General features: G+C 42.6%; 20 protein-coding genes and 3 pseudogenes. 6 read left to right on the top strand and 17 right to left on the bottom strand.

What is annotated here, in order from left to right; all coding sequences use genetic code 11:
- Window position 1: 1 nt before the first annotated feature.
- The 4 genes from B9N86_RS14805 to B9N86_RS14795 all read right to left on the bottom strand — a co-directional run bounded on the left by B9N86_RS14805 (window position 2) and on the right by B9N86_RS14795 (window position 1,795).
- Window positions 2-400, bottom strand: a complete 399-nt coding sequence (locus B9N86_RS14805; protein ID WP_208919949.1) for an SDR family oxidoreductase — start codon at window positions 398-400, stop codon at window positions 2-4.
- Window positions 351-803, bottom strand: coding sequence for an SDR family NAD(P)-dependent oxidoreductase (locus B9N86_RS14800; RefSeq protein WP_208919948.1), 453 nt, complete (start codon window positions 801-803; stop codon window positions 351-353). The genes B9N86_RS14805 and B9N86_RS14800 overlap by 50 nt, the downstream gene beginning before the upstream one ends.
- Before the next feature lie 629 nt (window positions 804-1,432).
- Entirely contained in the window at window positions 1,433-1,609 is a 177-nt protein-coding gene (locus B9N86_RS30010; protein ID WP_210190686.1) for a hypothetical protein, read from the bottom strand.
- A 36-nt stretch (window positions 1,610-1,645) separates the two neighbouring features.
- Complete coding sequence (locus B9N86_RS14795; protein WP_208919947.1) at window positions 1,646-1,795, bottom strand: hypothetical protein; 150 nt, start codon at window positions 1,793-1,795, stop codon at window positions 1,646-1,648.
- 434 nt (window positions 1,796-2,229) lie between these two features.
- Here B9N86_RS14795 and B9N86_RS14785 point away from each other — a divergent pair, with 434 nt between their 5' ends.
- Genes B9N86_RS14785 through B9N86_RS14765 form a run of 5 tightly spaced genes read left to right on the top strand, consistent with a single transcriptional unit; the run spans window position 2,230 to window position 6,422 of the window.
- Window positions 2,230-2,931, top strand: coding sequence for a lantibiotic protection ABC transporter ATP-binding protein (locus B9N86_RS14785; protein WP_208920393.1), 702 nt, complete (start codon window positions 2,230-2,232; stop codon window positions 2,929-2,931).
- Window positions 2,931-3,692 (top strand): lantibiotic immunity ABC transporter MutE/EpiE family permease subunit, encoded by a 762-nt coding sequence (locus B9N86_RS14780; protein WP_208919946.1) that lies wholly within the window; start codon window positions 2,931-2,933, stop codon window positions 3,690-3,692. The genes B9N86_RS14785 and B9N86_RS14780 overlap by 1 nt, the downstream gene beginning before the upstream one ends.
- Window positions 3,689-4,420 (top strand): lantibiotic immunity ABC transporter MutG family permease subunit, encoded by a 732-nt coding sequence (locus B9N86_RS14775; RefSeq protein WP_208919945.1) that lies wholly within the window; start codon window positions 3,689-3,691, stop codon window positions 4,418-4,420. Before B9N86_RS14780 ends, B9N86_RS14775 begins: the two co-directional genes overlap by 4 nt.
- Before the next feature lie 17 nt (window positions 4,421-4,437).
- Window positions 4,438-5,115 carry a response regulator transcription factor gene (locus B9N86_RS14770; protein ID WP_208919944.1) on the top strand — a complete coding sequence of 226 codons (678 nt, stop codon included), beginning with the start codon at window positions 4,438-4,440 and terminating at the stop codon, window positions 5,113-5,115.
- Window positions 5,091-6,422: a sensor histidine kinase gene (locus tag B9N86_RS14765; RefSeq protein ID WP_208919943.1), complete on the top strand. Its 1,332-nt coding sequence runs from the start codon at window positions 5,091-5,093 to the stop codon at window positions 6,420-6,422. Before B9N86_RS14770 ends, B9N86_RS14765 begins: the two co-directional genes overlap by 25 nt.
- Before the next feature lie 427 nt (window positions 6,423-6,849).
- On the opposite strand, the pseudogene B9N86_RS14760 reads toward B9N86_RS14765, so the two are convergent.
- The 7 genes and pseudogenes from B9N86_RS14760 to B9N86_RS14730 form a co-directional block, all read right to left on the bottom strand.
- A pseudogene (locus tag B9N86_RS14760) lies at window positions 6,850-7,023 on the bottom strand (D-alanine--(R)-lactate ligase VanF); the annotation flags it as partial.
- A gap of 53 nt (window positions 7,024-7,076) precedes the next feature.
- Window positions 7,077-7,848, bottom strand: a pseudogene (locus B9N86_RS14755) (NAD(P)-dependent oxidoreductase).
- A 189-nt stretch (window positions 7,849-8,037) separates the two neighbouring features.
- Entirely contained in the window at window positions 8,038-8,667 is a 630-nt protein-coding gene (gene vanZ-F, locus B9N86_RS14750) for a glycopeptide resistance protein VanZ-F (protein WP_208919942.1), read from the bottom strand.
- A gap of 56 nt (window positions 8,668-8,723) precedes the next feature.
- Window positions 8,724-9,587: a VanY-A/VanY-F/VanY-M family D-Ala-D-Ala carboxypeptidase gene (vanY, locus tag B9N86_RS14745; protein WP_208919941.1), complete on the bottom strand. Its 864-nt coding sequence runs from the start codon at window positions 9,585-9,587 to the stop codon at window positions 8,724-8,726.
- Between the two features lie 117 nt (window positions 9,588-9,704).
- Window positions 9,705-10,802: a vancomycin resistance histidine kinase VanS gene (gene vanS, locus B9N86_RS14740; RefSeq protein WP_208919940.1), complete on the bottom strand. Its 1,098-nt coding sequence runs from the start codon at window positions 10,800-10,802 to the stop codon at window positions 9,705-9,707.
- The gene (gene vanR, locus B9N86_RS14735) at window positions 10,795-11,490 is read right to left on the bottom strand and encodes a vancomycin resistance response regulator transcription factor, VanR-F/VanR-M family (RefSeq protein ID WP_208919939.1); all 696 of its coding nucleotides are present in this window, start codon (window positions 11,488-11,490) and stop codon (window positions 10,795-10,797) included. Before vanR ends, vanS begins: the two co-directional genes overlap by 8 nt.
- An 85-nt stretch (window positions 11,491-11,575) precedes the next feature.
- Complete coding sequence (locus B9N86_RS14730; protein WP_208919938.1) at window positions 11,576-12,148, bottom strand: recombinase family protein; 573 nt, start codon at window positions 12,146-12,148, stop codon at window positions 11,576-11,578.
- Between the two features lie 99 nt (window positions 12,149-12,247).
- Between B9N86_RS14730 and B9N86_RS14725 the strand changes: the two are divergent.
- Window positions 12,248-12,695, top strand: a pseudogene (locus B9N86_RS14725) (DUF4158 domain-containing protein); the annotation flags it as partial.
- Window positions 12,696-12,987: 292 nt separating this feature from the next.
- Here the strand turns inward: B9N86_RS14725 and B9N86_RS14720 are convergent.
- The 6 genes from B9N86_RS14720 to B9N86_RS14695 all read right to left on the bottom strand — a co-directional run bounded on the left by B9N86_RS14720 (window position 12,988) and on the right by B9N86_RS14695 (window position 26,552).
- Window positions 12,988-14,172 carry an NPCBM/NEW2 domain-containing protein gene (locus B9N86_RS14720; RefSeq protein WP_208919937.1) on the bottom strand — a complete coding sequence of 395 codons (1,185 nt, stop codon included), beginning with the start codon at window positions 14,170-14,172 and terminating at the stop codon, window positions 12,988-12,990.
- Window positions 14,173-14,241: 69 nt separating this feature from the next.
- Window positions 14,242-19,341, bottom strand: a complete 5,100-nt coding sequence (locus tag B9N86_RS14715; protein WP_208919936.1) for a golvesin C-terminal-like domain-containing protein — start codon at window positions 19,339-19,341, stop codon at window positions 14,242-14,244.
- Window positions 19,342-19,648: 307 nt separating this feature from the next.
- The gene (locus B9N86_RS14710) at window positions 19,649-20,857 is read right to left on the bottom strand and encodes an SGNH/GDSL hydrolase family protein (protein ID WP_208919935.1); all 1,209 of its coding nucleotides are present in this window, start codon (window positions 20,855-20,857) and stop codon (window positions 19,649-19,651) included.
- A gap of 17 nt (window positions 20,858-20,874) precedes the next feature.
- Window positions 20,875-23,106 (bottom strand): FAD-dependent oxidoreductase, encoded by a 2,232-nt coding sequence (locus B9N86_RS14705; protein ID WP_208919934.1) that lies wholly within the window; start codon window positions 23,104-23,106, stop codon window positions 20,875-20,877.
- Between the two features lie 84 nt (window positions 23,107-23,190).
- On the bottom strand, window positions 23,191-24,813 hold the full coding sequence (locus B9N86_RS14700; RefSeq protein ID WP_208919933.1) for a response regulator transcription factor: 1,623 nt from the start codon (window positions 24,811-24,813) through the stop codon (window positions 23,191-23,193).
- Window positions 24,813-26,552 (bottom strand): sensor histidine kinase, encoded by a 1,740-nt coding sequence (locus B9N86_RS14695; protein WP_208919932.1) that lies wholly within the window; start codon window positions 26,550-26,552, stop codon window positions 24,813-24,815. Before B9N86_RS14695 ends, B9N86_RS14700 begins: the two co-directional genes overlap by 1 nt.
- Between the last annotated feature and the right edge of the window lie 76 nt (window positions 26,553-26,628).

Here is a 26,628-nt window from a genome sequence, read left to right as displayed (position 1 = left end):
TTCATTCATAAGTTAAGTAGTTGCATAATTTTTTCAATCGAATATTTCGGCGACCACCTGACGGAAGGCCTCCTGCTGACCGCTTTCCAGGTAATTGTCCAGCAGCGCCCTCTCTCAGAAGCACATCCTCATCCGATCCGTCCGGCTCGAACAAAACCTCTTGAGGCGTACCAGTCCTCCCGATTGGATGGGCTTTATTTAATTTATCTGTGACTCTTCCAACCCAATCCGTATGTATTGTACCTGGACAAACGGCATTAACGCGTAACCCTTTATATGCATACTCAACTGCTGCCGTCTTCGTTAGACCAATGATACCGTGTTTGCTAGCAACGTATGCAGCATGGTGTTTAAGACCAATTAGTCCAGCAATTGAAGCAGTATTTAATAATGACTCCACGTCCTTGCAGAGTCATTGCTTGTATTTCATGTTTCATACATAACCAAGTTCCCTTCAAATTTACACTTATAACATTATCAAAATCCTCTTCATTGCACTTAGCCGTTAATCCACCAATGCATATGCCTGCGTTATTAACACCAATATCAATTCTTTGAAAAGTACGGAGACAAGTACTTACTGCTTCTTCTACTTCTGACCCTATACTTACATCAGCCTTTATAAAGGCACCTTTTCCACCTAAGGACTCGCACTCTTCTATAGTCCTTTTACCTTCTGTTTCATATAGATCAACAACAAAAATACTGGCGCATTGCCGAGCAAAAGACAATGCTGTCGATCTACCTATTCCCGATCCGGCACCTGTAATAAATACTACTTTCCCTCTTAAATCTTCATACATAACGATCCCTCGCTGGTTTCTTCTTTATATAAGGCCACTTCTTTAAATCCTTTTTTTGATGAGGTTTATTTACCCTCTATGATTAATTTCATCTTCAAATACATGGAACCATTTGAAAAAACGATTGATTGGAGTTCCCTCATAATACTCATCGATGTTGCAACTTCCATTTCTTTTTGATTAAACAATACAAGGTACTCTAGATTTGATTCGATATATCCAACTGGACATTCCCATTCCCTTGACTCCTTATAATTACGTACTGGAGTAAACTCTCCACGTTTGGACCCCTTCCCAAAACTCTACGATTGCTGGGCACATTCTCGCGAACCGGAGCAACCCCCCGGTGGATGGGTCTACGCCTCATCGATCGCTCAGGCAGGTTACTAGCCGCACCAGGTATCTTCTTCAGATAAAAAAGAACGAGAAGTCTCCCTCCCGCTCCTTGTGATCTCCATTACTTCTTATGAACGATATTCAATATGCCAATCTGATTGTTAATGAGATTCAGGACGGTTAATCGTTATAACATTTTAATGAAGTGTTTTTAATTCCCTTGAAACGCACGAAAAACATTTGGATTAGAACCAAACATAGGTTCTCTTTACTATGATTTCGTCTAACTGGAGTTATGCGTAATTAAGTTGCTGCTGCCTAATAACACCTAGGCTATCTGAATGAGCCCAAGTACTCCAACTCATTAATGTCCCCAGATAAAGTTGTATTGCTGTACGTGCCATAATTTCAGGTGGAATAGAGGTCGTAAAATCGCCAGTTTCCTGCCCCTTTTCAAATAGTGGAATCATCGTTTCTATATTAGAAATAATACTGCTTTTGCTTGTTTAGACCGCAGCAGTTGTAAAAAGTGCATGATTTTCTTTCATGGAGTCCCCCATCTTTTTGAATAAAGTCAAAATACGTGGAGTAAATGGACCACTTTTACCATTTATATCAGTAATCTCATTGAAAAATAAGATTTCTTGAAGTTCCATTAAACGGCTTCTTTAGATGGAAAATAATTAAAAAAATGCCTGCAACCGATGTAATTTCAGCTACACTGGTTTCCTCATACCCCTTCTGAGAAAATAGCTGAAGCTTATATCCGTTTCAACAGCTGGGATGTAAAACACTCCGTGCAGTTTACTAAAAAGCTGCGGAAGCATTTTCGGCGTAAAGGGCAGCCGGAAAAACTGCGTTTTGTTTACGGTATTCCACTCCCTGTTTTTCATCCTATTCTATCGCGCAACGGTTGGTGTGGCGCTAACCGAACTGCTGGCCGGGGTGAATTTTTGAGTAAGCACCCGCTTCCTTATAAAATCCTTAAAAATAGCTGTTACCGTAGCAGTGACAAATCAAAAGGAGGTACAACCCTATGGAACGGACACTGTACAAACCGGCTGCTAAATGTGAAATGGAGGAAGTTTTAATGTGTGAGTACATAATAAAAACCAATAATGTTTCTAAAAAATTTAGAAAGACGTATGCAATAAAAGATTTATCTATGTCTGTAAGAAAAAATTCTGTCTACGGTTTATTAGGACCTAATGGTGCTGGCAAATCAACATTATTGAAGATGATTACAGGAATTATCAGACCGAATTCGGGTGAAATATTATTCAATAATCACCCTTGGACTCGAAAAGATTTAATGAATATTGGTTCATTAATCGAATCACCTCCACTGTATGAGAATTTAACGGCATTTGAAAATTTAAAAGTGCGAGCGACTCTTATGGGGATTTCAACAAATAAATGTAATGAGGTTTTACAAAAAATGGACTTGATGGATGCTAAAAACAAAAAGACAACCGATTTTTCGTTGGGAATGAAACAGAGATTGGGTATAGCATTAGCGCTACTAAATAACCCCAAATTATTAGTCTTAGATGAACCTACAAACGGGTTAGACCCTTTTGGTATTGAAGAATTAAGGAAAATGATTCGAAGATTTGCGGAGTCTGGGATTTCTGTAATTATATCAAGTCATAATTTAAGCGAAGTACAACAAGTTGCCGATGACATAGGGATCATATACAATGGATCGCTACTGTATCAAGATAAAATTGATGCAAATGAAAATCTAGAACAATTGTTTATGGATATCGTCAGAAAGGAGCGTGCATCCTGATGTTACGAACATATTTAAAAGCAGAAAACTTGAAATTTAAACGCTCCCTATTTAGAAAACTCATTATATTTATTCCAGTAGCTTTAATTTTAATATCTATGATATTTATATTTATTGGTATTGGTTTAGGTGGTTTTTCAAGCTCTATAGTTTGCAATTGGTGTATGCCTATTGCGTCTTTGTCCATTGTGATTTTATGTCATTTAGTTAATAATAAGGATCAAAAACACAAATACCGAACTCTTTATAGTTTGCCCATCGAATTGAAGAAGACTTTTATTTCTAAAACAATTTTGATAGCGTTTAATCTTTTGATAATATCATTATTGCTATCGTTTATCACTGTTATCTCTGAAGGCATATTGTCAGGTGGTTCAGTTGCAATTGGTCATACCGGATATTATATTTTAGGATACTGCTTATTGTGGCTCTCTTTATTATGGCAGATCCCTTTCTGCTTGTTTTTGGCTCAAAAAGTCGGATTTGTTGGTTCTGTGATAATAAATTTGTTTGCCAGTGCGTTCGGCGGTTTGTTTTTTTCCTTGACGCCTTTGTTTTGGTTCTTCCCATATAGCTGGCCTGCGAGGTTTATGGTTACCTTATTTGGAGTTTTGCCAAACGGATTATTGGTTGAAGCAGATTCAAGATACATTTTGAATTTAGGAGAAAGTTCGTTGCTGGTATTGGTATCCTTGCTTGCTATGTTAGTTCTTTTAATCTTGTTTTCGCGCTGGTATGGAAGGCAGGTATATCGCAAATGACTATTAGAAGGGAGTTTTTTTCTAACTTTACCAAAATCAAACGAACTCCAATTATTTTATTGCATTTGTTACTGCCTATAGTGGTTACAACATTATTTTTAGTTTATTACGCTTTTGCTGGATACCATATTATTCCTGATGTGAGGTTGTTTTTCATTATATTACAAATATGTTATCCGATTTTTGTTAGTATTGTTGTGCCAATTTTAATTAATTTAGATAGGAATATAAACAATATTCAAAATGCTTTAGGTTTAGTGGAGTCTCGAAGAAGCGTATACCTAGGGAAATTGCTCTTTCTACTGTTTCTTTCAGCCATAAGTATGATAATATATGAACTTTGTTTCTATGTTGGAGTCAATTTGTTTCTAGATATCTGCATAACACACTTTGGTTCATATCTTGTCATATTTTATATATTTTTATTTGGCAACTTATTTTTATATTTATTACACCTACCAATTGCTTTTAGGTTTGGTTCAAGTATTTCTGTTTTGTTAGGGATATCTGGTACAATTTTAGCCGGTTTCTTTGAAAATGCTATTGGTGATAAAATTTGGCCGATAATTCCTTGGGAATGGGGTGTTCGGTTTTTGAAAAATTATTTTGACTTTTCAAATGCACCGATTTTTCTTGGAATTATTTCTATGATTATCATTACTTCGATTGTTCTAGTTTTGTCACTACTATGGTTTAGTAGATGGGAAGGTAAAGTCATACAAGAGTAAAACAAGGAGGATAGACTATGCCGAAACTGTTAGTGGTCGATGATGACCTTGATATGCTGACCCTGGTGCGTGCCGCCCTGGAAAAGGACGGCACGCACCAGGTAGACACCGAAGCGGATGCCGCTACCGTGCAGCCCGCCCGGTGCCAGCTGTACGATCTTCTGCTGTTCGATGTGATGATGCCTGGCGAGGATGGCTTTTCCCTTTGCAGCCGTATCCGTGCCGAGGTGGATTGCCCCATCCTGTTCTTAACCGCCAAGGCGGAAGATGCGTCCCTTGTACAGGGCTTTGGCCTGGGCGCCGATGATTACATTAAAAAGCCATTCAGTATTTCGGAGCTGCGCGCACGGGTAAACGCCCATCTGCGGCGGGAGGTGCGCCAGCCGACCTACACCCTGAGCCGAGGCGGTGTGCGCTTTGATATGCAGGCAAAAGCGGCCATCGCGGGTGAACACACACTGCCCTTTACCAAGGGCGAATACGCCATCTGTGAGCACCTGGCCCTGCACGCCGGACAGGTGTTTACCAAAGAACAATTATACGAAGCGGTTTTCGGCTTTGACGCGGAGGGAGATTCATCGGCCGTTGCGGAGCACATCAAAAATATCCGCGCCAAGCTGAAAGCCGACGGCCTCAGCCCCATAGAAACCGTTTGGGGGGTGGGCTACAAATGGCGAAAAGACAGCGTTCTGTAAGCCTTTCCTTTGTGCTTTTGCGTTTTGCCATAGTTATGCTTGGCTGTATGCTGTTATGTTTCCTGGCATGGTATTTCGTCCTGGTGCAGCTTCAAAACATCGGCGTTACTTACCAGGGAGCCGTCTCCAACCAACAGGTGGAGCAAATGCTAGCCGGAGAGCCAAAAACCTTTGTTTCTCCTGGTGACGATTTTCTGGCCGAGTACGCTTTGTTTGGCCGGAACGGTGAAGTGTTGGAAAGCAACGTAGAGGGAAAGAAGCTGGAAGTCCTGGCCGGGTTTTTACAGGAGGACGCCTACAGCATACATGTTTCGCGGCACACCTACGCGGATGGAAGCACCGTAATCTTTCGCTGGCATTACAGGGCAGAGTTTGCCAACCCTGTGCTGCGCGACATGCTACCCCCCTTTGAATACCTGTGGCTGGCCACACTTGGTGTGGCATGGGTGCTTTGTCTGCTCTTTAACACCCTGTGGCTCCGTTGGCGCCTCGCCGCCAAGCTGAAGCTATTCAGCGGGGTGAGCGAGAAGGTAGGCGCGCAGGAGCTGGATTTCGCAATTCCGCACGCGGGCATACGGGAGTACGACCAGGCGCTCGGTGCTATGGAACATATGCGGGAGGCATTGTACAGCTCCCTATCCTCCCAGTGGGCAGCACAGCAAGAACGCGAGGCGGCAATAGCAGCACTCGCGCATGATTTAAAAACCCCGCTCACTCTGGTGGGAGGCAATGCCGAACTTCTGCTGGATGAAGAACTACCTGAGAGCAGCCGAAAAATGGTGGAAACAATTGTGGCAAGCAACGACCGGGCCAAGCAGTATGTTGCCAGCCTGCTGGAAACCTCCGCCGGTGCGGATGAGGCATTTGAAAACACCAGCCTGCCCGCCATGTTTGACGAGCTTTGCCAGAGCACAATGGCCATTGCAGAAGCCAAGAGGGCTTGCTTGCAAACCCAAAACGGCCTGGATGGTGCTGCGAGCATTCAGAAAGACCATTTACTTCGCGCCCTCGGTAATGTGGTGCAGAATGCCATCGAGCATACACCGGCGGGTGGAAACGTGTATTTGGAAGGCAGCATGGTAGATGGCGGCTGGCAAGTTGTTGTGCGTGATGAAGGCCCCGGCTTTAGCAAGGCGGCGTTACACCATGCAACAGAGCGCCTATGGCGTGGTGATGTAGCGCGTGGCACCGATGGACACAATGGTCTTGGCCTTTGGTTTGCAACGGAAGTAGCAAAAACGCACGCAGGACAACTAGAACTGCGCAACTGCGATTCTGGTGGGATGGTTACAATCAAGTTCTGCTAAGCCGCCAGGGTGTGGGACAAACTAACGCTCGTTAGGTTTACAATTTCTCAAAGTAATGCAAAGTCGTATATAGATGAGCTGACCGCCTGCAGGGCCGTTCATACAAGGTCAGGCTTATTCTGGAGAAGCTCGAGCTACTAAATTGGAGATCGCTTCCCTCTCCTGTTACGTTGTTTCGAGTTTGATCTGTGCTTTACATCCTAAAGCAATCGTGTAATTTTCGTACAGGGTCCTGGCTTCTTATATCGGGATACGATTATCTAATCGGCTATGAATACAAGTTCTTGTCCATTTCGGCTAACAATATAAGTTCTTGTCCTCAACTCGGGACAAGAACTTATATTGTTAAAACAAAAAAGCCGCGATTCCCGCGACTCCATATGCGTATATGTTCTTGTCCTCCGACATATCCGTCTACCGGTTTTCAATCCACGCATGGCTTTTCGCACATTTTCCAAACACCGGATCGGGTGATTCCGATGTATATCGGCTCATATTTTTCTGTGTCGATGTTATCGGCAATCTCTTTCGCCGATTTTACCGACTCATCGTGTTCCTCTGAGCAGCCCCCAAACAGGAGGGCTATTTTCAATCTATTCAAGTGTATCTCTCCTCTCAAAGTCCAGACATTTCAATATTGTCTTTTCAACGGTATCATACAATGCCAGTCCGGTATAGTACGCCGTATGCGGCGATGATCACATTTGGCATCTTGTGGAGCTTAAGCAAAAGTTGGTTGTCAATCGGTTTCTGTGTGCAATCAAAATAGAAAAGTCCTTCTTCTCCTTCCAACACATCCAACGCCGCGCCGCCTAACCTTCCATTTTCCAACGCTTTGATCAGCGCGCCGGTATCCACAAGCCCGCCGCGCTGTATTGATAAGAAACGCGCCCTGTTTCATTGCTTCAATCTGTTCGTGACCAATCATATGATATGTGTCCGTGCCGAGCGGCACATGAATGTTGAGAATGTCGCTTTTCTGCAGCAATTCATTGAGGGATACATAATTGGCCGCCGCCTCTTTGCTGTGACCATACGCCAGCACATGACATCCAAATCCCCGCAGTCGCTCAATAACCGCCTTGCCTATATGACCGGTCCCCAGCACGCCAACAGTCATCTCACGCAATTCTTTTCCAAGGACAGTATCCAATCTGAAATCATATTTTTTCGCACGGCTCACAATGTATTTTGCGTTTCGTATCGCCATCAGCATCAATGTATAATCGGCAACGTTATCCGGTGAATATGCCACGTTTCCAACAGCGATACCCATACTTTCCGCGGCCTTCACGTCTATGTGATTGCAGCCAATACTTCGGGTAGAGATATATTTGACGCCAGATTCCTTCAGCGCAAGAAGAATGGATTCGGAAAACTCAGATTTGTGCCCCACGCTGATACATTGATTGCCGGGGGCTAACATTGCGTTGGTTTCCGATACGGCAGAGCTTGTAATGGCAGGTATGACACCAAAGCGTGGCGAAAGTTCATTGAACACTTCAGCCTCGTCCCTCTCACATCCATAAATGGTAATGCCGATATTTTTCATACACAGGCAGCTGATAACCTAACCCCTTTCCTCGTTATATATACAGACAATCATAATGTTCATTTAGATAATTTTTCGAAATAAAGCTGGATAATAAATTAACATCATACCTACATGTGAGCAAACTAAATAAAAAATAGCCTCGTATTGTATTACTAGAGAAGATTTATTATCAATCTTTTTTTCACCTCTTTTATATATCATTTTAAATAAAGCTCTATATAATAAATACCCAATAATCGCCCCTAGGGTGTTCATAAGTAAATCATCAATATCTGTAATCCTATGATTTAGCAATTGACTTAGCTCAATAGCCAATGAAAAAAAGAACCCAGTACATGCAGTATTTTTAATTGTTCTAAACTGCGGCCAAATAGTTGGCAATAAAAAACCTAACGGCATAAACAGTAAAATGTTCAAAACATACGTAGTAATACCTTCAGAAGCAAATGGAATCAGGTTGATTTCACTTGCACGAATCAATGTTTCATATCTTCTTATATCCCATATAGTCGCTATCTGCGTCATCTTATACACTAGCGAAAGGTAGAACAGAAAAACATACACCCATAGAAAATGCCGAATAGATATATTTTTTCGCGCTTTAAAATAAAATCCAATTTGAAACACAATACAAAAAATAATAGTAAAAAAATAAGTATACAAATAACTAATCAAAACTCCTGTATGCATATAGAATCTCCTAACTTTACATTTTAATCTATGAATTTGTCATTTTAGAACATAATTCAAGAACGGGTGGTCACAATTACTCCATCAATATTATTACCAGATATTTCATACTGTTCATTCGCTGGTACTTCAACTTCAATTGTCTCGTTTTGAGAAATGGGATAATATGAAATTGTATATTTTTTCCCATCAACACTTACAGAAATGCTCTTTGCTTCTTTTAAATAATCCCAATATTCTTCCAAAGCTAAATTCATTTCCTTCATAATCGCACTGTGAGGCAAGCCGACATAGCGAATATGCCAAGGTTCATATTGAATTCCTGTAACATCCGTTTTATCCAAGGGATAGCGTAATATAAAGCCGTATTCCCAAGAATTTTTTTCTATCCACTTTCCTTCAGGTGCTTTATCCATCTTCATTTGAGTAGATCCCACATCAAGCGATAACCCCAAATTGTGTTCGCTATGACCAGCTGGCAAAGCATAGTCAGCCCCCATCTCCTCGTACAGTCTGTTTTGCTCATCAAAGTCTCGATAACCACTGCTAATTAAGAAATTACTAACCCCATCCTCTTCAGCCGCAGCTATCATCTCCGAAAATTTTTCAGCTATTTCTTCTGATAATTTTATTTCACTATTAAGTAACTGGTATCCGGTTGTTAATTCTTTGTGTGTAAATAAATTTATGATATCCGATTTTATACCAGCTTGTTGAACAGCATATTCACTGTTAACCAAAAGCAGATTCCCTTGATAGATCTGCTCTTCTGTAATCTCAACCTTTTGGGTATTTTCAGTAGCTGTATTATCATTTTGTTCATATATTTGATCCTCTACTTTATCTTGGGATATCGGTAATATATTAAAAATAAAAACTAGAAATAATGCAAAAACCAATAAAAATCCCCACTTTTTCATTTTTAGTCTCCTCCTTGATGTAACTTGTTTATAGGATAGGAAAAACTTTTAAAATAAAAAGTGGGGTAAATATTAAATTTTTCTTAAATTTTCACTTGGATTTTATTATTAATCTTCTTAGGAATCCGCCATTGGTAATCGGACTTCAAATATAGTGCGTATTAAATCACTTTCGGCAGTTATTGTCCCACTGTGTTGCTCTACAATATTCTTCGCAATGAATAAACCGAGACCTGCACTATTTTCTTGATGAGTTCGTGCTTTGTCACCAGTATAAAGCATATCAAAAATATGAGGCAGTTCATCTGGAGGAATGGCATCCCCATAATTGATAACTTGAATAACTACTTCCTCTGAATCAATAAAACCGTTGATATCTACATACTGCCCCTCATACCCATAGCGATTTGCATTAATCAGAAGATTTTCAAACACACGTGCCAACAACTCTCCATCACCCATAATAGATAAAGGGGAAGTAATATTCATTCTTGCTATCAAATCGTTTTTCTCGAAGACAGGATACAACTCTTCTTTCAATTGAATAAGTAGCTCACTTAAATCGATTTGTTTCTTTTCAATTGGTAACATGCCATAATTCATCCTAGTTATTTCGAATAATTCATCAATTAATCTTTCTAAGCGTTGAGATTTGGTAAAGGCAATCGTTAAATAATGCCTGATCTGATTTTCAGTCAAGCTATCATCCTTAAGGATTAAATCTAAATAACCTAAAACAGAGGTAAGAGGTGTGCGCAAATCATGAGCCAAATTTACTACTAATTGCTCTTTACTACTTTCCGAAAAGTCACCCCTTTCTATGGCTTGTTCCAATTTTTCACTTGCCAGATTAATGCCTTGTGCAATATCACTAAATTCATCATTTGACAATATTTGAACTCGATGCTTAAAGTCACCCTGAGCGAGATAATGAATTCCTTTTGAGATCTCATTGAAATAGGCAGAATAGGGTTTTGTAAGTAAAAAGAAAAATAATATCGAAAGCGTGATAAATAACAGTAAAAAGACGTTAAGGTCTCCAATATTTTGTATGATTTTGCGAAAATAAGATAGTGTATCTCCATAACTAACATTTGTATAATAATACAATTGGAGTACTTTAAAGAGTAGGTATGTTATGGCGCTAGACAACAACATGCTTAAACCTAACAATATTATCATTTTTGAACGAAAGCCTCGTAGTATTTTACTCATTGAATTTATAACCTACCCCCCATACAGTTTTTATCAATTTGTTTTTTCGTTTATCCTCTTCAAGTTTTTTCCGCAAAGTACGAATATGAACCATAACGGTATTCCCACCTTCATAGTATGCATCCCCCCATACCTTCTGAAAAATATCTTCTGCACTATAAACTTTATTTGGATTACTGGCTAATAAATATAAAATTTTAAACTCTTTAGGTGTTAACTCAATATTCTTACCATATAGAGTAACTGTACGTTGTTCAGGAGAAATCGTTAATCCTCCAAATTCCAAGTTTGAGTTCTGTTTGGTTTTAGGTTGATTCAACTTCATAAAGCGTCGAAGCTGTGCATTTACCCGAGCTACCAATTCAATGGGTATAAATGGTTTCGTCATATAATCGTCTGCTCCAATCACGAGTCCCTGCACTTTATCAAAATCAGACGTTTTAGCGCTCAAAAAAATAATGGGCATATTATGTTTTTCGCGAATGCGACGTGTAACTTCATATCCATCCATTTTCGGCATCATAATATCCAAAATCAGTAAATCAATTGGTTGAGTCTGGATAACATCAATGGTTTCTTGCCCATCCGATACCTTAATGACACGATACCCTTCTTTCTCTAAATGTATAGCAACCAAATCAGCAATTTCAACATCATCATCAGCTATTAATATTGTTATATTTTTCATTTATTCCACTCCTAGACAAAGTTATCATTAATCGTCAATAAGTCATACGAAGTTGTATCATAAAAAAAACATCAGTTTTTGATAGTTAGTTCCGCTCTGATAATTTCCTGTATAATGAAGCCCTAGATACATTAGTAATTTCACAAATTTGATTTACAGTCATATTTCCTTCTTTATATAGCTTTACCGCATAATTCATTCCTGCGTGATTTTTATGATATTTCTTTAATCGACCTTTAAACTTTCCTTCTTTCTTAGCCAATTCAATCCCTTCACGTTGTCGCATCCGAATAAGATCTCGCTCTAATTGGTTAACACCAGCCATTACAGTAATTAAAAATTGGCTGTATGGATTATCTTCTGATAAATCAAGCCATGTATCTTTTAGTGATTTTAAGCCTGCCTTTTTATCTCGTATGTTATCGATTAATTCAAATAGATCTTGTGTACTATGAGTGATTCGAGTTAAGTCTGTAACATAAATGATGTCATCTTCCTGTAAATCCTCTAACATTTTTTGAAGTTGCTCGCGATCCTTTGTTGCTCCTGAAACTTTCTCTTCATATATAATATCCATTCCGATCTCGTTCAGCTGCTGAAATTGTCTTGAAGGATTCTGGCTAGTCGAACCGACACGAATATAACCAATTTTCCGCAAAATATCACCTCATTTTTGAGACAAGTCTTATGAGACGCTCTTAACTATGATTTTATCAGTCTACTACACTTGTATCAAAAGACTACACTCTATTGATATATAGGGTTCGCCGTTCAATTAGCCGTTCTTCGGTATCCCGGATTAGTCATACATTATATATCGAAACAAATCGGTGCCACTCCATCTTTGCTTAGTCTTTATCCTCAAAGAGAAAATACACTTTGGGATCATTTGAAAGAAATTCGAAGTGAATACGACTTTGTAACTTTTACTCTAAAAGAATATCGAATGGTATTTAAGCATCTTCATCAATCAGCTTTGGAAAATGGTGATGCCGTGCATCTACTACATGAATGCATAGATTTTCTAAGGAAACAAAATCATACTACCTGCTATCACTACACTTGAAAGAATGGTGTGGGAGGCAAGGGCAATGGCTGAAAAGAAGCTATTTAATACGGTTAGTGAATCTCTAACAAATGACCAAAAAGAAAAGCTTGAAGAGATCATTACTTCACAGCATCCATCCGAATCAAATAAAACTATTTTCAATAAGGCGGTATTTGCTGTTCACTCTCTCCGGGCGGTATACATGAAAAAACGAAGACATTTCCTCCTCTCCCCCACTTTCAAATTCAAAAAAAAAATGGACATTTCCGATACTCAGAAACGATACTACTATTGTTTGTTGCAAACGAAATTGTCGGAGGACAAGAACATGTACCCTTTGCCATTACACTCGCCCTTTTCAATTTCCTTCTGATATACAAAATAAAACCCGTTGGAATCAAGATCAACGGGTTTTATAAATTCAATTTCTTAACATAGAGATAGCCTTCCTAGCTGTTTACCTCGGACCTGGCAATATGGGCATTTGCCCAATCCGCATGGTCGTAGCCAGTGCCGTCTCCGCCATCAGTGACGACCAGTTTCAGTACGTTTGCGCCGGAGATATCAGCATGAACTTTTTTGACGGAATCAGATCCGGTAACAAGCCCGCTGTCATATACTTTCTCGCCGTCTGCCCAAATCTGAAAGACGACCGCCCCTCTATTTCCCACTTCATCATCGATTCCGATATCTGCGGTAAATGTCGAGAAGTTGCCGCCTATATAATAAGCAATCTCAGCATTCGCATGCACACCTAAGCCTTTCGTATATTCTTCGCCGCCAATAGTTATGGTTTTTCCGTCGTCTTTTGCTTTTTCACCGTTGCTTTGATCCCGTTCTACGGGCCCCCAATGATTTGCGGAATGAATCCATTCCACATCACTTACATAAGAATCGGCAGCTGGGAGCCTTTCTGGTATCCAGACTATGGAGTCGGCACTCCATTCTGTTTGCTTATTATTTTCCTCATATTCAAATGAAACGGTTACATTTAATTTTGCGAATCCAGGCTCAGCAGTATCTGGGGGCGTCACACGCCAATCCGTTTCAATCGAACTTCCAGGCGAAAGATTGGTGACCAGAGGATCAGTTACTGCCTCTACTCTCCAACCATCAGGGGCCGTAAAGTCCAATTGGATGGCCTCGACTGTGTTTTGTCCATAATTTGTAAAGGTTGAGGTTAATAGGGCGGTTTCACCCGGAATAACATAGTTATTACGATAAGAAAATGTTGTTTCCGATTGAACATCAATCGTGTAATGCACTTCGGGAATCCATTGCTTACGGTAAAAGTCGCGTCCTTGGACTACGACCCTGTCATCGTAAATTTGCACATAAAATCCTTGGCTTTCGTCCCAGTTTACTGTCGGTGCGAAGGTTGTATAATAGACAGAAGCTGTATTGATGCTCGTAAATTCATTCTGTGTTAGGTTAATATTTGGAAGTCGCATATCCCGATGGGTATGGCCAGAGAATAAAATAACTTGCGGATACTTCGAGAAGAGATCGGTTAGACGCTTTTCTGCTGTTTCATATACGGCGGAAAGGGGCTGATGAAGAAAAACAAACATAGGCTTCTTGCTCTTGCTGCGCTTCTCCAAAGTATCTTCCAGCCAATGCTCTTTAATGAACATAGTTCAATACTAAATTCCAAGTAATAAAAAAGCCGAATGGATCCGTTCTCATCCACTCAGCTCATAGGATTATTTCACAATAATTTCTATAATATCGCTTACCGTTGTTCCACTTCCATTCATAAACTCGCCGCGATATTGATAAATGCCAGGAGATTTCCTGGAAATTTGTGTAATGGCCGATTGAGCACTTGATGTTTGTGAAGATAAAGGTTGCGTTTCAATAAGTTCGCCATTTTCATATAATCGATACTGTGCTGCGTTCGTGCCCCACCACATATTAGCAGTAATGGTATAGTTCCCATCTTGATCCCAGTTGTCACTGGACAACACAGGTTTGCCGGGATTCGCCTCAGCCACGGTGACGGTGTGTGGATCACATGAAGTCGTTCCATACAAATTCGATAACTCACATGTATACACATAGGTTCCATTCGGCTTACCTTGAATAGGAATAATGGAAGTCTGGGCAGCTGGCGAAACATCGGCCAGTGACTTCGTTTGGATCAATTGGCCATTCTCGTACAACTTATACAGTGAGCCACTGTTTCCCCACCACATATTCATCGTAACCTCATAATTGCCGTCATGTAAGCCTGTCGCAACACCGCTATTATTCGAAAGTGCCGGTTTACCTGGCGCCCCATTTGCAAGCAGCGGCGGACTAACGGAATGCCGTTCGAACTTGACTGCATCAGCCCTCGTATAGATCATATCGGCAGGAAGGGTTGGCGGATCTACAGTTGTTGGAGTCTCCCTGGTTAAACGAACATACTCGCTGCCGTCTCCTGTAAAGTCGAACGTTCCAAGATTCACCCAACCCGATGAGCCGACTGTCGCATCGATGTATGTGCTCTCGGTAACCGACTGATGCTTCACTTCTACTTTGACATGATTATCGTTTGCCGTTGTATGGACGAGCTTGTAGATGGAGACCGTATATTTCCCCTCTGGAAACTGGCCTTTCCACGTTGCTGATGATCCTTGAACTGTAGAGTACCGAGACTTAACCCCAATTTTGTATCCGGCTAAATTGCTTTGGCTCCAAGACCCTTCTGTCGTGTATAACCCAGTTGTATTTGTACTATCGACGATAACCGTCAGGTCCTTGATCGTTATGTTCAAAGAAGGAGTTGTTAAGGTGACTCCGTCAATCGTTACAGTGGCCCATACCTCAATGTGATCCGTTTCCCCATCGAGATTTAGAAGGGTCAACCTACCGCTACTATCCACTTCAGCCAGATCCGTACGATTAACGAAATACTGCACATTGGCCTGTGTCAAATCACCGATCAAACCGTTATCCAAATAGCCGGTTACACTCAGTTGTGCGGTTTGAGTCATCTGCAGCTCGTTCCTATCGGACAGGATCACCGCAGATTCCAATTGCGGTATCCTGTTTGGGTCCACCCACATTATCGCATCGGCAACTACCCTTGACTTGTTGGCCTTATTGGTTAGTTCCACGTAGCCGCTATCTCCTGCAGCAAAAGGATAGTCACCTAGGTGTACCCAAGTACCATTCGCCGTTGTCTCATCAACGGTAACCGTCTCGGAGCCCCCGCTATAATAAACGGTAAATGAGGCATTCGTTGCCCAATTTTCAGTCGCAGCCGTTATTTGCGGAAGCTTGTAATACACACTGTAAGTAACACTTTCCGGCAGCTCCGGCCGCCATTTCATTTTGCTTGTCGCTGTGCCGGCTGTCGATTTGGCATACACATAGTTATCATAGTAATAGTCGTTAGCCGTCGTATCCCTTATCCAAACACCTTCTGTCTCCGCCTCCGTATTATCCACAATGATAGATGAACCATCCTGCCCATCATCGGGTTGGACTGGAGTTTCCGTTACTTGATCAGGCAGATAGAGTGTCCGCTTGCGGGTCTGTTTCCCTTCCGATTCCACATAATACGTGAAGGTTTGGGATAAATCGTTCACCCGTATCGACCATTCCATCGGATAGATCGTATCCGGGATGGTCGTGTACGTAGCCCCGCCATCCAAGGAATAATGAATTGTCGCTGGTTTCGTCGTTTTGGCCTGCACATAAGCATCATAAACCGTTTCGTCGGGCTTGACGATCAGCATGCCTTTAACCGCATCGATCGGACTGTGGATATCGAAGAAATAGCTTGCATCCGATGTATCCGCAGTTCTGACCTGGTGCAGCGGCACATCAATGTTGAGTCCTTCTACAATGATAGCGGTGATTCCCTTGCTTGAAACCGTGGCTTGAATGATTCCGCCACTCATAACCGCTTGTTCTGGTGTGCCATTATCGCGGATGATCGTTACGGTATAATCTTGTGCCGGATTGAACCCAATGATTTGTTCATTCAATTCGATTGAAGTCTGAACTTCATCTGACGATACGTTGCTTAACCCGATGTAGAATTTATCCCCGCTCTCTCCTGTTATCCAGTTCAACTGAGGATCGTTAGTCTGGATAATTCCTTTGGGCATCCAGAGCCAAACGTCGGAATTACCGTAGAAATGACCTGGTTTATTCCCATAAAGGTGATATTTGAACCATAAAAAATTAGTTTCGTATACCGAAGGAAATGTAATACTCCCGTTCGATTTCAACGATTGTTCGCTAATCAAATAATCCATCGTTTGCCCGAGCTGCCCCGGTATATGGTGATAATAGATGGATGTAGCCCCGCTTGGGCCTTCCAGAGGAAAATCCGGTTCAAGTTGGCTAACGGCGAAGCCTTTATAGTAATAACCTGGATAACTGGAATATCGACCAATAACCGCATTATGAGCAATATCCTGCAGCAGTTTATCACCTGTATAGAGCGACAATCTCAGCATGAATGGAGCTTCCTGAGCATTCATCCGATAATAGCCGGTTGTACTTCCCGCTTCAAACGTCAATCCATTGGGAGAAACAAGCCAACTATCCGCTTGTACGCCTCCGGCTACATCTTCTGGGAGCTTGATCCTAGGATATTGAAATTTACCGCTTTCCGGCCAATGGAACGACTCCGCGTAATTATACGTCTCAGGCTGCGGAATCGTAACGTTACCTTCAGGAACTGGACGAGCAACGAACATGGTTGCATACCGTTTGGCTTCCTTATAAGCGGCATTCAAGTATTTGGGATCCTGAGTTTCCTCGTAAAGCTCCAAAATCTCCATCCACAGCTTGCTATAATAATAAATGAACTCATTTTTACTTACATTCACGGATGCAGGCGTATCGATATGCTGCATGATATAGCTGTCGGCTGCATCCTTGGCAGCCTGCAAATACTGCGCATCTCCCGTCATACGATACATCATCAGGGGCTGAATGACAGGCCCCCGGTCTTTCTGGTCAGGGTCACGCACGAGGTACTCTTCCTGTGCCAGCGCCCCAATTCCTGCCGAAGTGCCCATCATCTGATTGACAGCGGCTACGCTTGAAACATCGAACGGCAGAGTAGCCATTTTCCATAACGAAGGCACACCGTATACTTTCTTCTGCGTCGGCGACCAACCGATACCATTTCGCGATACGCCATACTGGACGGACGGCAATGCTCTCGTATCGTAAAGTTGGTCATCCCCAGTCAAATAGTAAGCCCCCAAAAGAACCGCATTCGAGCTTGTTCGAACGCTATCCTCGTTTTCGATATCAATAAAGCCCTTGGCACGGCTCCACCACCCGCTGGGTGACGGAACATAATCAACAGAGTCATCCCCTTGCGGCTCTATCTTAAGCAAATCGATCATATTGAACATCGCGTCAGTAAGCGACTGATCTGATACATTTTCCCGGTATGCCGAATAACCGTACTCATTGCGAAGAATATCCGCGTAGGACTCATAAAGATTGCTTTTTTGAGCGATTAAACCCATATGAAATTGATAGGTGTTTTCCGCGGTCATTTGCGAATAAGTCCCTAATTGAGGAGCATACAGGATTGGCTGCACGCTGCCTTCGTTGTTGACAAGGCTCATGCCAAGCCGTTGTTTCGTAACGCCTCCCGTCGGTTCAAATTCAACCGGAAGCTCTTCCGAGGGTACAAATACCCCATACGTCAATGGATTCCCCGAACCGTCATTCTTCTCAACCAGACTCATCGGAGCGCTCAGCTCCCTCAAGCTTGTTGATTCCACCGTACCTACCATTTTTGCATGCGACCTAAATCCATTTAATACTTCATTGACGCCGGAGATCAGCTCTGTAGTGAAGGACTGATATCCAATCACATAATTGCCATCGCGGCGAGGCGTGAAGGCGAAGGAAACATCTGGTTTATCCCCGGCCATGGACCAGTTCACTTGCAAGTCGTAATCACTTCCATGCGAGGAATCGGTTAATACCGCCGTGTGGCTGTCGGGAAAAGTGATCCCGTCGAATGTAATCCAGCGTTTGTTCATTGTATCGTAGTAATTGGTTCGGCTCCCCGCATTCCCTTCCAACAAAACCCATTGCTCCTCAAGTCTTTCCGCCACATTATTTATCGGCACCCAGTTTCCCGTGTCCGTGTTCTTGTAGAACAAGTCACGAACGATGGATTTGCCCCCATCCCATGCTGCCTCATAGAAGGTCGCCTTATAGTTATCATTTTCGATGCTGCCTTTTTCCGTGTAACTGAGATTCGCTAATGTGCGGCTCCGCAGCGGGGGCAACGGCGGTGCTTGCTGCCGGATATTTCCTTCGAACTTGACTGCATCAGCCCGAGTAATAATCGTGCCCGTCGTAGGTTGCGTTCGAGTCAGCCTGACAAATTCGGTATCATCACCACTGAAATCATACTCCCCCAAATCCACCCATCCGACCGATGGACCCGACGAAGGTCTAAGATCCATAAACATGACATCCGTAATCCCGTTATGAACAATCTCAATCTTCACATTACTATCTGCTTTATCCGCCCAATCAAGCTTATAGAACGATATTCTCGCCGTCCCTGCTTCCAAGCGAGGATTCCATGTGATGCTCCTACCTACGGCATCCGTATATTTGGAACTGGAATTATTGTATCCCTTCACTCCTGCGCTTGTTGTCCAATAAGGAGCGGAGAACCCGTTATTCTCGTTACCCGCATCAGGCGTCACAACATCATTGATCGTGATGCTCCCGTCATCGATAATAATCGTCTGATAAGGTAAGGTCTCCGCATAAGCGGTCCTTATTCCGACCAGGCTGAAAGGAACTACTATCGTCAACATGAAAACGATTAAGAAAAACAGCTTCCTTTGGATCATACAAATCACAGCCTCTCCTCTTAATGATAACGCTTTCAAAATAATAATGCCCCTTTGCTCGAATGATCGAATGATCGTAAAGAAGCAATCAGCCTGATCCTTCTGGGTAATCCCGCTCTGTCGTTTTTATCATAGCATGTCACATCACCGTGAAATTTCTTTCATTTTAAGAATTTCTTATAAGATTTTAAGTAAAAAAAGAAACCTACATTCGAATTGATCGCTCCATTGCAGTCAGTTAGAATGTAGGTCTTCCAAGTGGACAAATCCATTATAATGGCGGCTGCACCAATAGCAACTTCCCAAGCTGAATGACCGTTTGATCATACCAAGCGGGATGCTGCCGAATATGCTCCATGCTTCGTTCATTGCCGCCTGCCTCAAACACGGCCGCTTTGTCTGTCTTCTCGTTATCAACTTCGAAGCGAACCGTATGTTTCCCATTCGGTAGCTCCGGCAAGAAAACATACTGATTTCGATTATGATCGTTATAGGGTGTGAATCGATCGATAAGAAAGGGTTCTCCTCCATCCACCGACACCTTCAATCTGCCAGAATCCGGCCCCCCGATATCGAATAACCCGATGTGGGTTCCCTCAAACTGCACCGAGATAGCCTCTCCGGGATCGACTGCTCGCCATAGACCGGGGAACAACCAATCGTACTCGCGCACTAAAGCAAAATTATCAGGGGTCATGTAAGACCATCCTGCCGAAAAAAGAGTAAGGCTATCCAGCGGCAGCATGGTCGCATACTCCCAAGGATTGGCCGGGACCAAAGGGTCCTGAGGCAAGTGATGCTCGACCTTTCCCACTCGATCTCGAAGTTCGCTCATTTTCTCAAACGACCGGGTGATTGTATCCGTGTAAATCTGGTGTCCTTCGGGAATAGTCGGATGGATCGAATCATGCGTAAATATAACGGCTCCGGGAATGGACACGTCTGCCTTTGAGGTGAAAATAAGCTTCCCATCCGAAACCAATTGACTGACCGCAACGCCCAAATGAATTGAAGGAATGCCGTAATAGTCGGCGACTTCCTCCTGCATAAGAGCTCCCTTCTGGTATTCCCCGGATTGAAATAAGGTCAAATCCCGCTCCTTAACCGTATACACGAACAGGATATCGATAAACCGGCTGCGCTTGCGGATCTGTCGGACAATTCCTTCGATCCGCGCCTTGGATTCGGGAACTCCGCTATCGTTACCAACAAATTCAACAAACACGAGATCAGGCTGATGACGCAGTACATCTGTCTCCAAACGGGCGCAGCCGAGGTCCGATCCTGTCCCAGAAATGCCTGCATTCACAGAGCGGATATCCGCATTGGGATATTGCCCTCGCAGCCAATCCGCCGTCATGACCCTGTATCCTTCAGAACGCGTATTACTGCCGCCAAAATAGACGATTGTTACTGTTTCCCCATTTTCCAACTTTTGAATGACATTAGGGAGCCCTCTTCGAGGGAAAAATTCCTTCATCGCGACTTCACCCGACCTCACTTAGCGTTTTTAGGAGCAAACCATTTTACAGCAAACACTTCAAAATAAGGCGAACCATAAGTTGCACAGAAATTAATCCGGACTCGGGTTACACCTTTTGCATGCACCTTATGTTTATTCAACGTAAGATAATTCCCACGGGTTTTAATTTCACTCTCGGTTCCGTCTTCTAAAGTTAAGGTCACATCATAATCTTGGATAAGTGGCTCGATCGGATCGTCGAAATGCTCCAAATTCAGCTGTGAATTGAAAACAAGATGGATTTCATCCAGATTCTTGGGGCTTGCAAAACCAAATTCCAACCATTCCTGTCCTTCCGTACGTTCAGAAATCCAGCCGTTCGGCAGACCATAAGGTCTGGAGTATCCGTTGACGACATTCGCGGGATTATACATATTTTGAGATGGCAATAGGTCTTTGAAGCAAATGCTCTTATTGATTTTCTTCAGCCTGGACGGCTCTTCCGGCCTATAATGGAAGCTGACCGCTCCTGTCATTTTTTCTTCATTGCCGTGTACGGCAAGGCTCGCCGTACCTTCCAATACGATGTAGATTTTGTCGTCATCTGGCTTCTTGCAGCCCAAGTCCAGCGTAATCCAATCATCGTGACCAGCTGAAATAACCAAGCGGTAGTCTTTCAGCTCGCTGGTGAGAATATAGTTTTCCTTCCGCTCCCCGCCAAACAGCTTCACTTGCAAAGTTTCCGAATGCTCGGACCTATTTTTAATTTTGATCCGCACGCTTTCAGCCACAGATGTCTGAATCGGCAAGACCAAACATAACGCTTTCTCCAAAGAAATCTCTTCGGTTGGATGAAGATTATCATAGCTGCGCTGAGACGAGGCACGAATCGTTAATCCGTCAGCGAAATAAGGATCCAACTGCTCTTGAAGCCCTACAATCGTTTGCCCATCTCGAAGCAGCTGCGCTTGAAGCTCACCCATATGGGCTTTGACGATGGTCGCAGGGTCTGCCTCGTATTTCAAGCATAACGCAGCAGCCGTTCCTACCGCCTGCCCCATGCAACCGCAGGTTGCCATGACCCTTGTAGAACCGAAAGCCACATGGGTAGCGCTTATATTGCGGCCAGCGAACATGAGATTAGGAATATTGCGTGAAAATAAGCTGCGGAAAGGGATATTATACAATCCCGGCACGAAATTCCATGCTGTAGCCGGCCCCTCATCGTAGATGCCTTTATTCGCATGCAGATCCATATACCAGCCTCCGACGGATACAGCATCTTCGAAATGAGGCTTTGCTGTAAGGTCGTTCTGAGACAGCATGTGCTCCCCTATAAACCGCCTCGACTCCCGCTTTCCCGGAATCGGGCATACATAATCCAAGATGAGATTGTCCACATCATCAAACTCGCCGCTATTTTTGATATAATCCCAAATCCCGTACACTAATTTCCGCAGTTCCAATGCGATGTCTTCATTATTCTTGATAATATCCATATGTCCGCCGTATTCCAGCCACCACAATCCGCCAAGCCCGTTGATTTTCCTTGGAAAAGACCGATGGTTTAAGCCTTTTCTGATACTATCGAAAAAGGCCAATTTCGTAATATCGTACGCAAAGCCAGGCCTTTTGTAAGGAACGGAATAGTCTACGTCACGGGCTTGAAACAGAATCGTATCGCCCATGGTGTAATGATCCGCCACTTCAGGAGCCAACTCCTCATTGTATTCATGCTTCGCCTCTCTTCCCCATCGGAAGTGAGCACCTGCCTGGTATCCAACAACTCCATCGCCGGAGCAATCGATGTAGGTTCGGCTTTCAAACCGGAATTTCCTTTCGGAAGCCAATTGAAGGCCCTCCACCCATTTAATTCTGCCGTTCTCCATGACCGTTTCATGCACACATGTATTCAGGAATAGAGAGATGTTAGGCTCATCATAAACCATGTCGAGCAAGACCGTATCCGAAAGCGAAAGCATAAGCTTCTTGTTGTATAACGGATTATAATGAAAGATCTTCAGCTTGAGTTCTTCCACCAACCCGCCCTCGCGTGCATAATAGGATGGACTGTTTCCGAGATATGCCGACCCGTTGATATGAACCCTGACCTCGCTGCTCGCATTTCCTCCAAGAACCGGGCGATCATTAATAAGTGAAACATGCAGCCCTTGGCGTGCGGCAGCAATGGCAGCGCATATCCCAGCAATACCTCCGCCTACGACGGTTACATCTGCTTTCATATGCTCCATTTTGATAACCTCCATGATTAGATCCTTCTATCATGGTAATTCTTTTGGCCCCCTTTTTTTTACATGATTTCGCGAAAAAATCATACATTTTTTGTATCCTTATTTGGATTCGTACCGTGTCATTTTTATCCGGTATTGCTTAGGAGTATCACCCGTATATTCTTTAAATAGTTTGCAAAAGTAGCCTTCATTGACGATGCCTACTTCCTCGCACAATTCCAATAAAGAATAATCCTGAACATTTAACAGCTCGAGAGCTAATTGGATTTTTTTACGGTTGATGTAGCTGATCACGCCTTCGTTCATTGTTTTTTTGAATAAGCTGCTAAAATACGACGGAGCTAAATTCACTTCCTCGGCAATAGCCTCCAACGTTAAACGCTGTTTCAGGTTTTTCTCTATAAAATGCATAGCACTCATGATTTCTGCACGATGTAATAGTTGGCCAGCGTGTACGTATTCGAATGTGAAGTCGCCAATATAGGCAAGCTGCTCCTGAAATGCCATAAATTCCATGGGGAATTCTGCTGCTTCCGTGGACAGCTTGTTCCCCGATTTAAACTTCTTGGTAATGTCTCTGTACAAGTCTCTAATCATCGGCGCCATGATGGACTTGTGGATTTTATGATCCGTAACAAATTGGTTCAGATCGGCCAGTGCTTTCTCCAGCTCTTCTTTGGTAATCTTCCTGTTCACCCACATAAGAAAATCAGCCAGTTTCTTATGAAAGTCTGCTTTTTTGTCATTATGGTATTGGAACCGATGCATGGGTGTTTTTACTATTTTCTCTGTATGGTAATAGAAATCGTCACTCACATGTTTTGCTTCCGTGTACGCTTGTTTGATCGATTCCCAGCCTCGGTGTGGACCTCCAAAAGCGACGGATACCCTTTGATTCAAATATTGATGCAAATGAGAGACGATCTGCCCTCCCAATGATTGGCAAGCATATTCCGTTTCCATATCACTGCGGTTATTTTCCCAGGATAGAAAGCCAATAAAACGATTATCGGACAGATCCGCAGCTACGCCACTGCCACCATTCATCATCGTTTCTTCGATTATATTCGTAATCGCATATTTCAAGATATTTTGATCTGCGGCTGAGTATTCGTTTCGGAAACTTTCATACGTATTCATTTCAACTATGAAGCAGCAATAGTTAGCTTGAAAGAAATGGAACTGCATGCGATTGGCAAAATCCGATGCCCGATGAGAAGGAATTTCGCCTCTGATAAGTTCGTTAAAAAATTGCTTGCGGACTCTATATTTATTTTCAAGCACGGATACGTTTAACGATTGAAATTCCGCTTCTTTTTTCTTAACCTCATTTAGAATTCCGGCTGCCTTATCTAAAGCTCGATCCAAATCCGCTTCCCTTAGCGGAACCTTTACAATGTACTCCAATACGTTGGCATGAATAGCTCGCTGGGCGTATTCAAAGGATGAATAGGCGGTCAAAAGTATGTATTGGGTACGGGGGAGCTCCGGCTTAAGCTGCTCAATCATGGAGATTCCATCCATTCGCGGCATAACGATATCGGATATTACGATATCCGGCTTAAGTTTTAAAATCTCCTCGATCCCATTCAGCCCATTATCGGCTCTTCCCACTAGAACAAATCGCCTATCCCTATGGGAGAGCTCGTTAAAAAACAATTCCAATCTTTGAATGATTAGGTCTTCATCGTCAACAATGAAGCAAGTATAGTCTCTCACCATTATGCATCTCCTTTTAGCAAGTCTGCCGGGAATAAGGCGCGTACACGGGTTATTTCCTTAGGTATGCTAATGATTTGGAGCCCAAATTGTTCTCCGTAGTGAAGTCTTATTCGGCCATGAATATTATTTAACCCGATTCTTTTCCTTTTTACTTCCACATCACTCGGTTCTGAAATTAAAATATGCTTTATTTTATCGGCTGGAATTCCCTCTCCTTGATCAACTACTTCTATGATGACGATGCCGCCCTCCCTGTACGCATGAATCGTAATAGGGCCTTCGATCCCCCCTCCGTTATAACCATGGAAGATACTATTCTCTACAAGGGGTTGCAGCAGCATTCGAAAAACCGGAAAATCCATTAACCCTGCTTCGATATTTTCAATCAAATGGAAGGTTCTGTTATACCGGATGTTCTGGATCTCGATATAGTCCGCTACATTTCGTAATTCCTGGCGTAGGGAAACCTTCTCTGAAGCGTCATTTATCCCGTATTCCAATAATGAAATGAGCGACCCGATCACCACATCTACTTTCTCTATTTGTCCGAGGCGTATAACATTGCTGATCGAACCAAGCGTGTTATACAGAAAATGAGGGTTTATTTGAGATTGAAGCACTTGGATTTCCAGCTTCCGCTCAAGTTCATTATGAAGCTCCGCTCGCCGAATCAGTTCCACAATTTGCTGCAGCATACGATCGAAGGCTCGGGAAAGATCACCAAACTCATCGTTTCGGTTAATCGTTATTGTAGTTGTGAGGAAGCCTTGCTCCACCCGCTTCATTTTTGTTTTGAGCGCATAGAGTGGATTCCTTATATATTTGGCAATAAAAAAAGAAATGAACAAACTTAAGAGAAGACCTGCAGCTAGAAGCTCGATATAATAGGTTTCCAATCTGGACAAAGCTGCTTTCAAGCGTGATTCATCGTTGATCGAGATAATGGTCCAGTTGAATTTCTCCGTCGGTTTTTTCAGAAGGTAGATCGGAATGCCATCCTTGGTATGCAGTTGAAGGCTTGTTTCTCTAGTATCCAGAATTTGTTCCACTGACGTTTCCCCGATTGAAAAAGTATGATCTTGAATATTCAGTGGTCCTTTATTTTCAGAAAATCCGGCAATGATTTGACCCGATGCGGTGATCAGAGCCAGATTCATTTGTTCTTGTTTATTAATCTTGAACAAGGTTTCTTCAATGGCATTTAGATTCAAATCTACCGCAATGGCCATAGGAAACGGAGCGCCGTTCAGATATCGAACCATCGTAACGGTCCAGCCGGAATACTTAGATTTGTAAGGATCACTGACAAAGGTAGTCCTTCTGTTCTTGTCAGCCGCATCAAACAAAGGTTCTCTTTCAGATAAGGGTTCATCGAATATTCGGGTAGGTGTACTTCCGCCTAGAATGGATAAATCGCTTTTGATCAAATAAATATTACTGACGTAATTACTGTTGAGTTCATACAGCTCTCTTAATTGCTTTTTAATCACTTCCGTATTGTCAATGTTGGCTTTCACCGATGTTTCGACCGAGAAGAGGATCGTCTGGAAGGAGGAAAAATTAACGGTGAAATACTGGTCTACCTTGTCAAGTATTTGGTTGGTATAATAAATGTCATTGGTTCTTATTTCCTTTTGGACATAGCGATAAGACAATTGGCTTATCAAGATTATGCAGCTTAATACAAATGCAAACACGATAAAAAATAATTTTAAAGGCAAGCTGATTCTTCTTCGCATCGATCATCTTCCTTTTAATTCCGTATTAAAATAAGAATAGCATATGATAATAAAGAGAGGGGCTACGAATAGCCAC

Source organism: Paenibacillus uliginis N3/975 (assembly GCF_900177425.1).
GTDB classification, from domain to species: Bacteria; Bacillota; Bacilli; order Paenibacillales; family Paenibacillaceae; genus Paenibacillus_AQ; species Paenibacillus_AQ uliginis.
This window is presented reverse-complemented; position numbering and strand designations above follow the sequence as displayed.

What these genes read in the sequence shown, in the direction of transcription:
- B9N86_RS14800 (WP_208919948.1), bottom strand. Translation starts at nt 803, where the DNA reads ATGTATGAAGATTTAAGAGGGAAAGTAGTATTTATTACAGGTGCCGGA.
- B9N86_RS30010 (WP_210190686.1), bottom strand. Translation starts at nt 1,609, where the DNA reads ATGATTCCACTATTTGAAAAGGGGCAGGAAACTGGCGATTTTACGACC.
- B9N86_RS14795 (WP_208919947.1), bottom strand. Translation starts at nt 1,795, where the DNA reads ATGGAACTTCAAGAAATCTTATTTTTCAATGAGATTACTGATATAAAT.
- B9N86_RS14785 (WP_208920393.1), top strand. Translation starts at nt 2,230, where the DNA reads ATGTGTGAGTACATAATAAAAACCAATAATGTTTCTAAAAAATTTAGA.
- B9N86_RS14780 (WP_208919946.1), top strand. Translation starts at nt 2,931, where the DNA reads ATGTTACGAACATATTTAAAAGCAGAAAACTTGAAATTTAAACGCTCC.
- B9N86_RS14775 (WP_208919945.1), top strand. Translation starts at nt 3,689, where the DNA reads ATGACTATTAGAAGGGAGTTTTTTTCTAACTTTACCAAAATCAAACGA.
- B9N86_RS14770 (WP_208919944.1), top strand. Translation starts at nt 4,438, where the DNA reads ATGCCGAAACTGTTAGTGGTCGATGATGACCTTGATATGCTGACCCTG.
- B9N86_RS14765 (WP_208919943.1), top strand. Translation starts at nt 5,091, where the DNA reads ATGGCGAAAAGACAGCGTTCTGTAAGCCTTTCCTTTGTGCTTTTGCGT.
- vanZ-F (WP_208919942.1), bottom strand. Translation starts at nt 8,667, where the DNA reads ATGCATACAGGAGTTTTGATTAGTTATTTGTATACTTATTTTTTTACT.
- vanY (WP_208919941.1), bottom strand. Translation starts at nt 9,587, where the DNA reads ATGAAAAAGTGGGGATTTTTATTGGTTTTTGCATTATTTCTAGTTTTT.
- vanS (WP_208919940.1), bottom strand. Translation starts at nt 10,802, where the DNA reads ATGAGTAAAATACTACGAGGCTTTCGTTCAAAAATGATAATATTGTTA.
- vanR (WP_208919939.1), bottom strand. Translation starts at nt 11,490, where the DNA reads ATGAAAAATATAACAATATTAATAGCTGATGATGATGTTGAAATTGCT.
- B9N86_RS14720 (WP_208919937.1), bottom strand. Translation starts at nt 14,172, where the DNA reads ATGTTCATTAAAGAGCATTGGCTGGAAGATACTTTGGAGAAGCGCAGC.
- B9N86_RS14715 (WP_208919936.1), bottom strand. Translation starts at nt 19,341, where the DNA reads ATGTTGACGATAGTAGTTCCTTTCAGCCTGGTCGGAATAAGGACCGCT.
- B9N86_RS14710 (WP_208919935.1), bottom strand. Translation starts at nt 20,857, where the DNA reads ATGAAGGAATTTTTCCCTCGAAGAGGGCTCCCTAATGTCATTCAAAAG.
- B9N86_RS14705 (WP_208919934.1), bottom strand. Translation starts at nt 23,106, where the DNA reads ATGGAGGTTATCAAAATGGAGCATATGAAAGCAGATGTAACCGTCGTA.
- B9N86_RS14700 (WP_208919933.1), bottom strand. Translation starts at nt 24,813, where the DNA reads ATGGTGAGAGACTATACTTGCTTCATTGTTGACGATGAAGACCTAATC.
- B9N86_RS14695 (WP_208919932.1), bottom strand. Translation starts at nt 26,552, where the DNA reads ATGCGAAGAAGAATCAGCTTGCCTTTAAAATTATTTTTTATCGTGTTT.